The sequence below is a fragment of the Paenibacillus sp. 102 genome (genome assembly GCF_039549175.1).
Taxonomy (GTDB): domain Bacteria; phylum Bacillota; class Bacilli; order Bacillales; family Bacillaceae_G; genus Bacillus_A.
On record NZ_JBCGHT010000003.1, the window covers coordinates 191328 to 205109 of the forward strand.

The window sequence follows — 13782 nt, forward strand, 5'->3', positions numbered from 1 at the left end:
GTATGGAATTTTCTGATAGTATAGAGATAGAAGCTAAAATAAAGGAGAGAAATAAACATGAAATTAGTCGTAATTAACGGAACACCACGTAAATTTGGCAGAACACGTGTCATTGCAAAATATATTGCAGAGCAATTTGAAGGAGAGTTATACGATTTAGCAGTAGAGGAATTGCCTTTATATAATGGAGAAGAATCACAACGAGAATTAAAGGCAGTAACAAAATTAAAAACTTTAGTGAAAGAAGCAGATGGGGTAGTACTTTGTACACCTGAATATCATAATGCGATGAGTGGTGCGCTTAAAAACGCATTAGATTTCTTAAGCAGCAGTGAATTTGTCCATAAGCCAGTTGCTCTATTGGCAGTTGCGGGCGGCGGAAAAGGCGGTATAAACGCGCTTAATAGTATGCGTATTGTCGCACGAGGCGTATATGCGAATGCAATTCCTAAACAAGTTGTATTAGACGGCTTATATGTGCAAGATGGTGAGCTTAGTGAGGATGCAAAACCGTTAATTCACGATCTTTTCAAAGAATTAAAAGCATATATGAGTGTATATAAAGAAGTGAAAAAGCAATTAGGTGTTGAGTGATAACTTGTTAGGGGTTAATGGTCTATTGTCCATTGCCTCTAACATTAATATGAAAACGATTCCAGCCACTAGAGTTTACAGAATAGTAACGTGAAATAGGGAGAGGTTTTAATAAAAATGATTGTACGTATTGAAATTAAGGTGGTGAATGAGGATGATTACACATTTTTCAGAATTAAAATTACAGACTGTATCTATTCAAGGAGTAGAACAAGTATATAGAGAACGTCTAGGACTTTCAATATTATCAAAAACAGATAAACAAATAAGCTTTCAATTAACTCCGCATGTTACATTATTTTTTGAAGAAGTATATGAACCGATTTCACCGGTTCATGTTGCTTTTCAAGTACCATTTTCAAAGTTTTACGAAACTGCAAAGTGGGTTCAAGAATCAGGTTTGCTTATTATAAAGTGGGAAGATGGTCATGAAATTGATGAAGAGGACGGGCGGTTAAATCTATATTTTCGCGATGGAGATGGAAATCTTCTTGAAATTATTGCACATAATTATATTATTGAGGAGGTTTTAATTCCATGCACACCGTTGAACATTTTGTATGTAAGAGAAGTAGGTTGCCCAGTCGAAAGTGTACCTATATTTAGAGAGTGGTTAAAATCTAATTTAAGCATGAAAACATTTGAAGATGGTGAAAGTTTTAACTTTGTAGTTGGTGGAACAGCTCATGTTGTTGCAAGTTGGAAGGGGAGACCTTGGATTCCGATTGCAATGAAAGCTTTGCCGCCGAAGATGCATATTTCATTTGGGACGCCGAGTCTTGATTTTATTCAAATGGTTCAGAAGCATCTAAGACAAAGCGATGTACCATTTCATTTTCATAATAATGAAATATCGTTTGTTCAAGAAGGATATTCTTTTGCTGTACAGCATACTCCGCATTTTCAAGCCGATATCCCCAATAAGTTGAACGTACCACTTTCTATATAAGTGGTATATTTTAAGGTTTTATTTCTTAATTATATGTTTGCAATCGAATCCTAAAAACAGGTGTTTTGACTTACGTTCAAAACACCTGTTGCTTAATTCATTTATTTGATATATAGATTAATGACTTGGATACGTTTCTTCCAAAAAACGAATAGATTGTTTGATTAGCGCTTTTAGAACATTAATATCAATATCTGCTACTTTGTTAATATATATACACGCTTTTCCAGATGTGTGTTTTCCAAAATCCTTTAATAAGTTCTCTCTCTCAGGGTCGCCGGTTGCGAAATATAAACTAATCTTGGCTTTTCGGGGGGAAAAGCCTACTAATGGTGCATCTCCTTCATGACCAGATGCATATTTATAATGGTATGTACCAAATCCAATAATGCTGGGTCCCCACATCTTTGCTGGATAACCTGTTGTTTCAGTAAAGATATCTAATAACTGATATGCGTTTTCTCGTTTTTTTAGGCTGTCAACATTTTCAATAAATTCGATTACACTATTGTTGGTTTCTGTTGTTTTGAGTTTGTACATAATGGAATCCTCCCCCTTTTAGATATAAGTTTTATCACATATTTAATTATAATACAGAGTTAGAATCAAAGTTGCAGAATTTCATGTATGGTTGAAAGAAATAAAAACTTTTGAATAAAAGTTTACTTTCCCTTTTAATTAAAAAATAAAAGACGATTTCACAGTAATCGTCTTTCATCCTTAAAAATAACACAAAATTATTTTATTTCATCTAACTTATCTTTTTTTTCTAAATAAATTGTTTTTTGTTATATCTCTAGAGATAATAAATAAAAATAAGTTAACCAAAACTAAAATGACATCTATATAAATGACCCAAAAATCACTTTTTATAAAAGAATTAGTCAAAACCAATATTAATAAGCTAATTCCTGAAATTAAACGTACTTTGTTTTGTTCTATTTTCAACATAAAATCATCTCCTATTAACTATATTACACTATTCTCAATGCGATTAATACACATATCAAGTTATACATATGTAATGAATACACTAAAAGTAAACTTATTAATAATAGTTTACTTTTAGTTTCTATAATACAACCTCATAAATGTTAATATATATTATGTATGGAAAATATTCACTTTATAAAAAAGGGGGAATATTATGACTGAAACAAACGAATCTTCAAGGGTAGATTTTAAAAAAGATGTGAAGTTTTCTATTATAATCCCTGCACATAATGAAGAGAAGTACATTAGAAAATGTTTGGATTCAATTGCAAGGGCATCAGAGACATATAAAGATCAAACTGAAGTCATAGTTGTTTTAAATCGTTGCACAGACAAAACAGAGGAAATAGCAAAGTTGTATAACTGTATTACATTAAAAAATAACGATAAAAACTTATCCAAAATCCGAAATGCAGGGGCCAAAATAGCTAGCGGAGAAATAATCATTACTATAGACGCTGATACCCAAATGACAGAGTCTATGTTGTCTAATGCAGACAAATATTTAGCTTCAGGTAAATACATTGGCGGTGGAGTAACTGGAAAGTTTGAAAGAATATCTTTAGGAATATTCGTTTCCGCAATATTAATAATAATCCCCTTATTTTTTAAGTATGGAGCTATATCTGTAGGGATTTTTTGGTGCTATAGAAAGGACTTTATGGCAATCAACGGATTTAATGAAAACATGCTTATGGCAGAAGATGCAGATTTCGCTAAACGGTTAAAAGAATGGGGAAAACAAAATAATAAGAAATTCGGTACAATTAAAAATGGAATGATAACTTCATGCAGAAGATTTGATAAATATGGAGACTGGGCTTTACTTAAAAATCCCAAAATAATCCTAGCCTATCTAAAAGGAAATGATAAAAAATACGCAGATAAAACATATTATGATAACCAAGAAAGATAACTGTGAAGATTCCTAAACATATCATCATCAAATAAGCTAGTAAAACAAGGTAAATAAAATTTCAAAAGAACTAAAAGAATCTTATTTATTTAGGATTCTTTTAGTTCTTTTGAATGTAAACTTTTGAATATTAATGTACATTCAGATCTCCATAATCATTAACTTTTTCTTGATACCCCAAAAATAAAATATACTCTTGAAATAAGGAGAAACTTCCAATAAATCCATTGTATGATGAGAGAGAAAATACAAAATCTATAAGGGAACCATATAAAAAGAGGATGTGAAACAAAATGGGAAAAACGAAAGCATTAGGATCAGCGAAGCATAAAGGGAATCAAACTCAGTGTCATACATCTTCTAAAAAAGGGCGTAATGCTCAAAACGCAGGGCAACGCAGTCACTAAAAAAACACTTCTGTCTCCCTTTCTTTTTCTATATAATATAAAGAAAGGGAGTGTAAGCTTATATATGAACAAATGGATACTACTTGTTATCTTATTATTTCCACCATTATGCATAATTTATATGACATATCGAATGAAAAAAGTTGCTTATGAAAAAGTAAGTGATAACGCTCCATATGTAATAATTTTAGGTGCGAAATTATTTGGGGATAAACCTTCTTTATCTCTTCAAAATCGGTTAGATATAGCTTTAATATATCTGAATTCTCATCCAGAAACAAAAGTAATTGTATCTGGAGGACAAGGTGAAGATGAGGATATTCCTGAAGCCCACAGCATGCGGAATTATTTAATAAAACACGGAATTGAAGAGAATCGCATCTTCGTTGAGGATCGTTCGACAAGCACATATGAAAACCTAAAGTTTAGCATCGATTTATATCATGTAACGCACGCGGTAGTTGTAAGTAATACATATCATCTATATCGAACAAAAATTATTGCTAAGCGATTAGGTATGCAAATGGAGGCACTTGCTGCACCAACGCCAAGGCGCTCAAAGAAGAAAGCGTATATACGTGAATATGCAGCAATTATTAAAACAACATTATTCGACCATTAGAGCTCAAATAAGGGCTCTTTTTTGTGAAGAAAAAGCGTATCATTTGAAAAGAAGGCAAGATTCTATCAGAATGAAAGAAACAACAATAAGGGAGTTGTATTTGTGATTCGATTTAATCATGTGTCAAAAGCATATGAAGACGGTACAAAAGCAGTAGATTCATTACATTTAGAAATTAAAAAAGGAGAATTTTTTGTCCTCATTGGTCCGAGCGGCTGCGGGAAAACGACAACGATGAAAATGATTAATCGTTTAATTGAAACGACAGAAGGCTCAATCTCTATCGATGGAAAAGACATTCAAGATTACAATATTCATGAACTGCGTTGGGATATTGGGTACGTTCTGCAACAAATCGCATTGTTTCCTCATATGACAATTGCCGAAAATATTGCGATTGTACCTGAAATGAGAAAATGGAGTAAAGAAAAAGTTCGAGAGCGTGTGGATGAGTTGCTTGATATGGTTGGATTAGATCCAGGTGTGTATAGGAATCGTATGCCAGATGAATTATCTGGTGGGCAGAAGCAACGTGTGGGGGTGGTAAGAGCACTGGCTGCTAACCCGAAAATCGTTCTGATGGATGAACCATTTAGTGCGCTAGATCCATTGAGCCGAGAACAGTTGCAGAAGGATATTGTAGAATTACAGAAAAAAATTCAAAAAACAATTGTGTTCGTGACACATGATATGCAAGAAGCGTTAACACTTGGTGATCGTATTTGTGTGATGAGAAAAGGGAAAATTGTTCAATTAGATACACCGGAAGGAATCATACATAACCCAGTAAATGATTTTGTAGAAGAATTTATTGGAAATCGTGTTCGCCCTTGGTATGAAGGGAAGGTTATTGAAGATGTGTTGCCCCTTGCGAGTGATAGACAAGCAGACAATGATGTTTCACCTCTCTCTATATATGCTTCACTACAAGAGGCGTTGATTCGTTTGAAAGCAGAAGGGGCTGTCCCAATTGAAAGAGATGGACAATACGCGGGGACATTAACGAGTCGCCATATTGTGGCGTATTTGGCTGAGCAAATGAAGGAGAGGGGGTAAATCGTGTCTGCATTATTACAAACGTTTCAAGAACGAAAATTAGAATTACTTAGTGCGCTGATTGAGCACTTACAAATTTCACTTATTTCTTTATTCTTTGCGGTGATGATTGCAGTTCCACTCGGTATTTTGTTAACGAGAAGAGAGCGAATTGCTGAGTTTATTATAGGGACATCCGCTGTTATGCAAACAATTCCTTCATTAGCTTTACTGGGTCTTTTAATTCCACTTGTCGGCATTGGTAAAGTGCCAGCAATTATCGCGTTAGTTGTATACGCGCTGTTACCGATTCTACGAAATACATATACGGGAATCCGTAAGTTAGATGCATCACTTATTGAAGCAGCAAGAGCGATGGGAATGAATAGCTTTAAAAGATTATGGAGAGTGGAGCTACCGCTTGCAATGCCGATTATAATGGCTGGAATTCGTACGGCAATGGTATTGATTGTGGGAACAGCTACATTAGCAGCTTTAATAGGAGCTGGAGGGCTTGGGAAACTTATTTTACTCGGTATAGATCGAAATGACCATGCTCTTATCGTATTAGGAGCTGTACCAGCCGCATTGTTAGCTTTATTCTTTGATGGAGTACTTCGGATGTTTGAAAGCACTAGACACTCTCCTAAGCGAATTATATTGGCAATATGTATCATCGCTGTAGTTATAGCTGCACCATTTCTTTGGAATACGCAAAAGAAAGATATTGTGATTGCTGGAAAACTTGGATCTGAACCAGAAATTTTAATTCAAATGTATAAGCAGTTAATCGAGAAAGATACTGATTTAAATGTAGAATTGAAACCAGGACTTGGAAAAACAGCGTTTGTTTTTGAAGCTTTAAAATCAGGAGAAATTGATATATATCCTGAATTTTCGGGGACTGCTTTATCTACTTTTGTAAAAGAGGATCCAAAAAGTACAAAGCGTAAAGAAGTATATGAACAAGCACGCCAGGGGATGGAAAAGAAATATCATATGGTGATGCTAAAGCCGATGGAATATAACAATACATATGCACTTGCCATGCCAAAGAATGTTGCAGAGCAGTATAATGTGAAAACAATCTCAGATTTACGAAATGTTGCAGTAAATGTTAAAGCTGGATTTACGTTAGAATTTGCAGATCGGGAAGATGGGTATAAAGGGATGCAAAAGTTATATAAATTCCAGTTTCCGAATGTCAAAACAATGGAACCGAAGTTACGTTATAGTGCAATAGAATCCGGAGATGTTACTGTCATTGATGCTTATTCTACGGATAGTGAACTTGAGCAATATGGACTAAAGGTACTAGAAGATGATAAAGGGCTATTTCCACCTTACCAAGGGGCTCCTTTACTAAGAAAAGAAACGCTTGATAAATATCCTGAACTTGAAAAGACATTAAATAAACTTGCTGGGAAAATATCAGATGAAGACATGAGAAAAATGAATTATGAAGTAAATGTAAATGGTAAAAGTGCAGAAAAAGTAGCGAGAAAATTTTTAGAAAAAGAGGGATTAATTCATTAATATTTGCAAAAAATATACAAATTAATGACTGATAATTAACCGTTCATAATAAAATGAACGGTTTTTTCGTGCATACTTATACATTTTTTCAAAAAAGTATTCCCTTTTTGTTCATTTTCTTTTAGAATAAGTAATGTTTTCCTGAAAAAATATAATAGAAACGTCTATTAGAGAAAAAGGTGACTTTAATAGTTGAACGGATAAACATAACACCTAGAATGACAGATGGGGTGGTACCGATAGAAAAGAAATTAGGATTTTTTCCATTAATCGCATTAGTAGTAGGAACAATGGTTGGTGGTGGTGTTTTTAGTTTACCGCATGATTTAGCAGTAGGTGCAAATAGTGGCGCAACGATAATTGGATGGTGTATTACAGCAATGGGAATGATTCCCCTTGCGCTTGTATACCAAACGTTAGCAAGACAAAAACCAGAGCTTGAAGGTGGAATTTATAGTTATGCGCGTGCAGGGTTTGGAGAATATGTCGGTTTTAACAGTGCTTGGGGATACTGGCTTGCAGGGATTTTAGGAAACGTAGCTACGATTATGTTATTGTTTAGTACGCTTGGATATTTTTTCCCTATTTTTAAAGGAGGAAACAACGCTGCATCCATCGTTGGTGCATCTCTTTTATTATGGTCACTGCATTTCCTTATTTTAATTGGAATTCGTGAAGCATCTATTATGAATTTTGTTGCAACAATTGGAAAATTAGTTCCGATTTTATTATTTATTGTAGTTATGGTTACAGCGTTTCGCTGGGATACATTTACACATGATTTTTGGGGAGAGGGAACCATTTCTGTTTCTTCTGTCCTTGGTCAAGTGAAAAATACGATGCTTGTTACACTTTGGGTATTTATTGGGGTGGAAGGAGCAGTCGTATTATCTGGAAGGGCAAAAAACAGCCGAGATGTGGGAAAAGCAACGGTTGTTGGATTGATTTTAGTTATGTCCATCTATATTTTAATCTCGGTCCTTTCCATGGGGGCTATGACAAGACAAGAGCTTTCTCTTCTAGAAACTCCATCAATGGGACATGTATTAGAACATGTTGTTGGACCATGGGGCGCGTTTGCAATTAATATTGGATTGGTTGCTTCACTTGTTGGGACATTAATTGGATGGTTCTTACTCGTTTCTGAAATTTCTCACGTAGCGGGGAAAGATGGCGTATTTCCGAAAGTCTTTACGAAAACAAATAAAAAGCAGACACCACATATTGCATTATGGATTTCAAATGGTGTCGCACAAACGCTGTTTATTATTGTTTTGTTTTCGGAATCAACGTATCAAATGATGTATTTTATTGCTTCTACATCTATTTTACTTCCTTACTTATTATCAGCACTTTATCAGTTGAAATTAGTTGTAACGAAGGAACTGAAACGTGCGAGACTAAAAAATGGAATGCTTGCTTTAATTGCCTCGTTATATTCTGTATGGTTGATTTATGCAGCAGGCTTAAAAAACTTATTACTTGTCTCAATCGTATATGGTATTGGACTTGTTGTTTATATGTTTGCTCGAAAAGAAAAAGGAAATCGCTGTTTTTCTGGCATGGAGAGATATGTCATGGTTGTAATCGTGATTGCAGCAGTAGTATCGCTTTATATGCTTGTAACAGGTAATATAAAAATGTAAAAAGTCCTCTTGAAGGACTTTTTTTCTTTGCATACAAGGAATTTTATTTTACTTACAGAATATCTAATATATAAGATGTTTAGGAGGGATGAGAATGGAAGAAAAAGAACAATTATTAAGAATTATAGAATTGGCAAGTGATTTACGAAAAGTATTAGTGCAAGAATCATTTTTTAATCATCATCCCGAACTACGTGGAGCAGTTGAAAATTTGGCTGGTTCTGTGGAGACCTTAGCAAACTTGCAGCATAATAAAGATGAAAATGCCGAGGATAAACTACGATATGTACTCGCTAAAATGAAAATTGCTCACAATGCGATTATGCAAGAGAAAAAAGCTTTTCCGTCTCACTAATATAAGTTTTACTTTTTAAAACCTGACGTATTCCGTCAGGTTTTTTGTTTCTAGTTTTCTTTTACAGTTCATACAATAAGAACAGTATGTAAAAAAGAAGGTGAGTATAGTGAAGCTATATAAAGCTCTTCACCCAAGTTTTATAAAACGGATGTATCACATGAGATTTCTTGGGAAGTTTGTTGAAGAAGGGGGGGAGAAAAAAGATACTTTTTCGGTACAATGTCTCTCACAAATTCCTTCCATTTTGAAGTCGCAAGTTGAAGGCGAAGTATATTTATTTGAAGGTTTATATGCGAACAAAAAAAATGAGAGAATCTTTGCGGATTTGAAGAAGAAAAAGTTAGAAAGACAATTGGTATTGTTTCGTCTTTATTATGAAAGAGGGAACTTGTACGTTGAATTAATATGTACAGAAGAACGGGAGATTGCGGGTGCATATAAGATCGTTCCATCGCCAAGATTAGTAGGATATAAAAAGAGAGAATCTTTAGAGCGAAAACTAGGCAATGGATATTTATCTTTCCTTATTCCTAAATTTCCACACGATTTCGAAGTACCCGAGTTGTTATGGTATGAAGGTAGATTATATGGAAATTTATCATTAAAATCATCCATTAGTTCAATTGCATATTGTGAGCAAAAAAAAGAATGTAAATATATAGAAATTGATGATTGGACCAAGTATATAGAAGTGAAAGCGGATGATCATTTGTATTTTGTACGAGAAAATATGTATGATCAGCTTCTAAAGAAAATCAAAGAAGAAGGAAAAAAGGTGGAAGTAGTAGACATAAAAGTGCAAAAAGAAGACCTAGAATGGAATGAGCGTGAATCCACATTTATACAGTATGTACAGGAGGTAATCCATAATAAAGGGTTGTATTTAGATGCAACAGATATTTTTAATTTTCATATTAGCGTAAAAACAAGTCTGTTAACCATTCTTGCTGGTATCCCAGGAATCGGAAAATCACGTTTCGTGCAGGCATATGCAGAAGCATTAGGATTAACATATGGGGAAGAATTATTATGGATTCCAATTTCACCATCTTATCAAGAACCACACGATATACTAGGCTATCTTCATCCAAATGGAACATATATCGAGAGTGAAACGAAGTTAATTCGAACGTTATTAAAAGCATATGAAAATCCGAATCAACTTTATATGATTGTATTTGATGAAATGAATATGTCACATATTGAACATTGGTTTACACCATTTTTATCTATTCTTCAATTAGAAAAGAAAAATCGTATTCTTTCTTTATATGAGGAAGGGAATGAGATAGAAAATATAGTTCCATCCAAAATTGAAATTGGTGAAAATGTTATTTTTATCGGGACTGTGAATTTTGATGAAACAACGAAAGAGTTATCGGATCGCTTATTAGATCGAGCAAACCTTATTACACTTCAAAAAATTCCATTCTGTGAAATCAATATGCAGCAAAATCAAGGGATACAGATCCCACCTTTACAAGTCACAACAGGAGAATTTCGTATGAATTGGTTACGAAATAAAGAGATGATTGATGTATTTTCTGAAGAAGAATTCGAAATATTAGACAAATTGCATAGCTTAATATCATCACATGATGCATCGAAAGGCGTTTCTTTTCGATGTGCTGCTGCGATTGCAACTTATTTGCAAAACATCCCCCAAAAAGATAATCAATCTTATATGATTAGCCGAGAAGAAGGTTTTGATTTACAAGTAAAACAACGTGTTTTAACAAAATTACGTGGTACAGAAATGGCGATTGGTCAACTTCTTCGGGAAGATGAAAAGAAAGGGCCATCGTTAGTAGCATTATTGCAATCTCCACTGGCTAATTGTGTCTCCGCATTCGAACATTCTCTAGCTTATATAAGACAAAAACGGCGTGAACTGGAGTTGTATGGGTATGCGAAATGAGGAGCGGCATGAGACGGAAATTGTAGATACAAAAGATAAGCTCCCGTTTGTATTAAAATTAATTATTGGAACTGAAGCGAAGGGAGATTTTATATTTTTAAATCGTCTTTGTAAACACACGACAACAATAGCGCATTGTGTTTATAAAGTGCAAGAATTAAAAGCATTACGTTTGATGTTACATTGTCAAAAAACGGTTCGTGTCACTTTTATATGGAATAAAGTGTATGAAGGGCAAAAAGATAAGAAAGAATGGCAATATGAATTGCATGAAAAAAAACAAAAAGTATTATTATATGAACATGGAAAAACCGATTATTTTTATCCGTGGCGCTGTGGTTTGTATCATTTTGAGGTACAAGTGGAAGAAGAGGTATATTATGGAGCTTTTCAAATTGTTCCTAAAAATTTTGTTGATGATCAATTTGAAATGATTCAAAATTATGTGAAATCAATTTTGAATGAAATTATGTTAGACCGCGGTTATTATAAAAAGACATTCTCAACATTAATTGATATTGAAGATTCTTCTTATTTAATGCTATTTCGAATGCTGCCACAAAAAATGAAAAAAATAAAACAGCTTTATAAAAAAATTGAAGAGAATACAAGGTATGTGGATAGCTATCAGTGGGAAATAAGGGAACGAAAATCGACGATGAAAAGTGTGATAATGAATGAGAAAAAGCCTCGTGCCAAGTATTATAATCGAAGGTTTATAGAACAAACAAATAGTTCAGAGAATGCTTTTCTAAAATTTACAACGAAACAATTTTATCAATATTTGCTTGAAGCTCAGATTTTTTTACAAAAGACAATCGAAATACTAGAACGAGAAACACATATAAAAAAAGAAGAATATCAATCTGTAAAAACAATTATGAAAACGATTGAAAGAAACGGATCTGTAACGGACAGGGAGAAACAAAAATATCGGAATATTCATTTGCTGAAAGAGGCAGACTTGCGGAAAGCATCTGTGAAAATACAAGAGTATAAAATTTTAAATCATATTGTAGATCAAGCTGTACTGTACTTTCGAAATTTGTTGAATTCTTCATTCTGGAGAGGGATTTCTGAAAAAACAAATATAACTATGCATGCTTTACCTGTTACTTATCGGCAATTATTATATCATTTAGAGTTTCTACCACGTTATAATCAACAATCTCCATCGTTATTATTTGTGTATAAACCAACGTTTTTAGTGTATGAGTATTATGCATTTTTCATCATCATTTCTTTATTACAACAGTTAGAATTTAAAGGTGAAATTCCATTACGTGAACAAATCCAAACCTATTTTTACTTAGATGGTTTACAAGACGGCACGACAGTTGTTTTAAATCGTGAAAATATCCAACTTCATGTAGCGTTTAATGATCTTATCGAAACACATCCACTCATTGCACTTAGTAAAGGAAGTCATTTCTATAATGGAGAAGATACGAAAAAGCCAGATATTCGTTTAGATTGCTATGTGAAGCAAGGGGAACGTTATGAATACCAGTCATCTATTATTATTGAGGTGAAATATAGCCCGATGTTTAATATTTTTCAGCCTGTTGGCAATACAAAAGCAACAGAACAAATGTACAAATATTGGTCCATTAAATATGTAGAGGAACAAGGTGGAAAACGTATTTTTCACCGAAGAGCGATCCATGAAGTGATTTGTGTATACCCAGGCAGTCATATGCATGGGAAAAAAATAGAAGCAGGTTGCGGAGTCTTTTTGCAATTATATCCATATACAACGAAGCAAGGGGAAGAAAAGTTAGCTGGAAAGCATGGTCTTGTACAAATTTTCGAGAAGTGGTTAAAAACCGTAGTAATATAAAAAGAAATCCTTTTTTTAGGAAAGGGTTTCTTTTTGTGTACTTTATATAAAGTGTTAGACATACACTTTATGAATAAAGAGAGTATAACGTTTAATCCCTCTAATAAATGTAAATTTTTTTTATCTTTGTAAAAATTTTGTATGAATTTAAAGCTGGAATAGGAGATTATTTTATTTTATAGAATGTATAATTAAGAAGTGAATAGTTTTAGGTTGCATACGAAGGTTTGTTCTTATATGATAGGTAGTGAAAGCGTTATCAAAAAATAGAACGGCGATGGGAAAGGCGGGTATATATGTTCCAGCGTGTTCAAACAAAGGAAGAACATTTTTGGTTCGAGCAACTGTGGGGAGATTTTTGTGAAGAGAGAGAGTTAATGTTTGTAGAGCGTAATTTAAATCCATCACGATTTTTATTAATAGAAGGTGGGCATTCTATCGGTACAGTAGAGTGTATTCGATATACGACACCTGAACATTCTAATTCTGAGTTTTTCTATCCGTTTTCTGAAAATGAGTTGGTGAAAGGTTTAAAAAATGTTTATGAAATAGGGAAGTTAAGTATTGTGAAAACGTCGCGCGGAAGAGGACATTTCAAAAGGTTAACAGCTATTTTATTTATACATGCTTTAGAAATGAAAGCGGAGTGGTATATTGCTGTTGTTACAAAAAGAATGTACATGTATTTACTTACACTTGGTTTTCCAATTGAGCCAATTGATGAACCGTTTCCTTTTCATGATACATTGCAAGGGGTACCTGTTCGGATTCATGCACGGAAAGGATTAACACATTTATATTCTTTAAAAGAGTTTCGGGATATTATTCAGGGAAATGCCCATGCTCAGACGTTAATTAAAGAAAGTAGTAAAAATATTATGTTAACTAAATGATGTGTCACAAATTTTTAGATATTATTGTGATTGATATCACATCCTTTTTTCTTCATGTATATTACGCTTTAGTTG

12 protein-coding genes and 1 pseudogene are annotated in these 13782 nt (G+C 33.6%); 11 read left to right on the forward strand and 2 right to left on the reverse strand.

The genetic code is table 11. The features are described from left to right. The first annotated feature begins 57 nt into the window (after positions 1–57). Positions 58–594 (forward strand): NADPH-dependent FMN reductase, encoded by a 537-nt coding sequence (locus AAIE21_RS10155; RefSeq protein WP_343266662.1) that lies wholly within the window; start codon positions 58–60, stop codon positions 592–594. 154 nt (positions 595–748) lie between these two features. Continuing rightward, positions 749–1543 carry a VOC family protein gene (locus AAIE21_RS10160; RefSeq protein ID WP_343266663.1) on the forward strand — a complete coding sequence of 265 codons (795 nt, stop codon included), beginning with the start codon at positions 749–751 and terminating at the stop codon, positions 1541–1543. A 117-nt stretch (positions 1544–1660) separates the two neighbouring features. On the opposite strand, the gene AAIE21_RS10165 is transcribed toward AAIE21_RS10160, so the two are convergent. After that, positions 1661–2083: a DUF1801 domain-containing protein gene (locus AAIE21_RS10165; RefSeq protein ID WP_343266664.1), complete on the reverse strand. Its 423-nt coding sequence runs from the start codon at positions 2081–2083 to the stop codon at positions 1661–1663. 197 nt (positions 2084–2280) lie between these two features. Then, a pseudogene (locus AAIE21_RS10170) lies at positions 2281–2494 on the reverse strand (hypothetical protein). Positions 2495–2690: 196 nt separating this feature from the next. Between AAIE21_RS10170 and AAIE21_RS10175 the strand changes: the two are divergent. The 9 genes from AAIE21_RS10175 (at position 2691) to AAIE21_RS10215 (ending at position 13707) form a co-directional block, all read left to right on the forward strand. Next, complete coding sequence (locus AAIE21_RS10175) at positions 2691–3452, forward strand: glycosyltransferase family 2 protein (protein ID WP_343266665.1); 762 nt, start codon at positions 2691–2693, stop codon at positions 3450–3452. 471 nt (positions 3453–3923) lie between these two features. Continuing rightward, positions 3924–4481: a YdcF family protein gene (locus tag AAIE21_RS10180; RefSeq protein ID WP_343266666.1), complete on the forward strand. Its 558-nt coding sequence runs from the start codon at positions 3924–3926 to the stop codon at positions 4479–4481. A 102-nt stretch (positions 4482–4583) separates the two neighbouring features. Next, positions 4584–5537, forward strand: coding sequence for an ABC transporter ATP-binding protein (locus AAIE21_RS10185; protein ID WP_343266667.1), 954 nt, complete (start codon positions 4584–4586; stop codon positions 5535–5537). Between the two features lie 3 nt (positions 5538–5540). Continuing rightward, positions 5541–7052: an ABC transporter permease/substrate-binding protein gene (locus AAIE21_RS10190; protein WP_343266668.1), complete on the forward strand. Its 1512-nt coding sequence runs from the start codon at positions 5541–5543 to the stop codon at positions 7050–7052. A 218-nt stretch (positions 7053–7270) separates the two neighbouring features. Then, on the forward strand, positions 7271–8698 hold the full coding sequence (gene arcD, locus AAIE21_RS10195) for an arginine-ornithine antiporter (RefSeq protein ID WP_343266996.1): 1428 nt from the start codon (positions 7271–7273) through the stop codon (positions 8696–8698). A gap of 94 nt (positions 8699–8792) precedes the next feature. Beyond that, positions 8793–9053, forward strand: coding sequence for a LemA domain protein (locus AAIE21_RS10200; protein WP_343266669.1), 261 nt, complete (start codon positions 8793–8795; stop codon positions 9051–9053). 109 nt (positions 9054–9162) lie between these two features. After that, positions 9163–10974 (forward strand): McrB family protein, encoded by a 1812-nt coding sequence (locus AAIE21_RS10205; protein ID WP_343266670.1) that lies wholly within the window; start codon positions 9163–9165, stop codon positions 10972–10974. Further along, the gene (locus AAIE21_RS10210; protein ID WP_343266671.1) at positions 10964–12814 is read left to right on the forward strand and encodes a hypothetical protein; all 1851 of its coding nucleotides are present in this window, start codon (positions 10964–10966) and stop codon (positions 12812–12814) included. Before AAIE21_RS10205 ends, AAIE21_RS10210 begins: the two co-directional genes overlap by 11 nt. Before the next feature lie 296 nt (positions 12815–13110). Further along, positions 13111–13707 carry a hypothetical protein gene (locus AAIE21_RS10215; protein ID WP_343266672.1) on the forward strand — a complete coding sequence of 199 codons (597 nt, stop codon included), beginning with the start codon at positions 13111–13113 and terminating at the stop codon, positions 13705–13707. Positions 13708–13782: the final 75 nt, after the last annotated feature.

What these genes read in the sequence shown, in the direction of transcription:
- AAIE21_RS10155 (WP_343266662.1), top strand. Translation starts at nt 58, where the DNA reads ATGAAATTAGTCGTAATTAACGGAACACCACGTAAATTTGGCAGAACA.
- AAIE21_RS10160 (WP_343266663.1), top strand. Translation starts at nt 749, where the DNA reads ATGATTACACATTTTTCAGAATTAAAATTACAGACTGTATCTATTCAA.
- AAIE21_RS10165 (WP_343266664.1), bottom strand. Translation starts at nt 2,083, where the DNA reads ATGTACAAACTCAAAACAACAGAAACCAACAATAGTGTAATCGAATTT.
- AAIE21_RS10175 (WP_343266665.1), top strand. Translation starts at nt 2,691, where the DNA reads ATGACTGAAACAAACGAATCTTCAAGGGTAGATTTTAAAAAAGATGTG.
- AAIE21_RS10180 (WP_343266666.1), top strand. Translation starts at nt 3,924, where the DNA reads ATGAACAAATGGATACTACTTGTTATCTTATTATTTCCACCATTATGC.
- arcD (WP_343266996.1), top strand. Translation starts at nt 7,271, where the DNA reads ATGACAGATGGGGTGGTACCGATAGAAAAGAAATTAGGATTTTTTCCA.
- AAIE21_RS10200 (WP_343266669.1), top strand. Translation starts at nt 8,793, where the DNA reads ATGGAAGAAAAAGAACAATTATTAAGAATTATAGAATTGGCAAGTGAT.
- AAIE21_RS10210 (WP_343266671.1), top strand. Translation starts at nt 10,964, where the DNA reads ATGCGAAATGAGGAGCGGCATGAGACGGAAATTGTAGATACAAAAGAT.
- AAIE21_RS10215 (WP_343266672.1), top strand. Translation starts at nt 13,111, where the DNA reads ATGTTCCAGCGTGTTCAAACAAAGGAAGAACATTTTTGGTTCGAGCAA.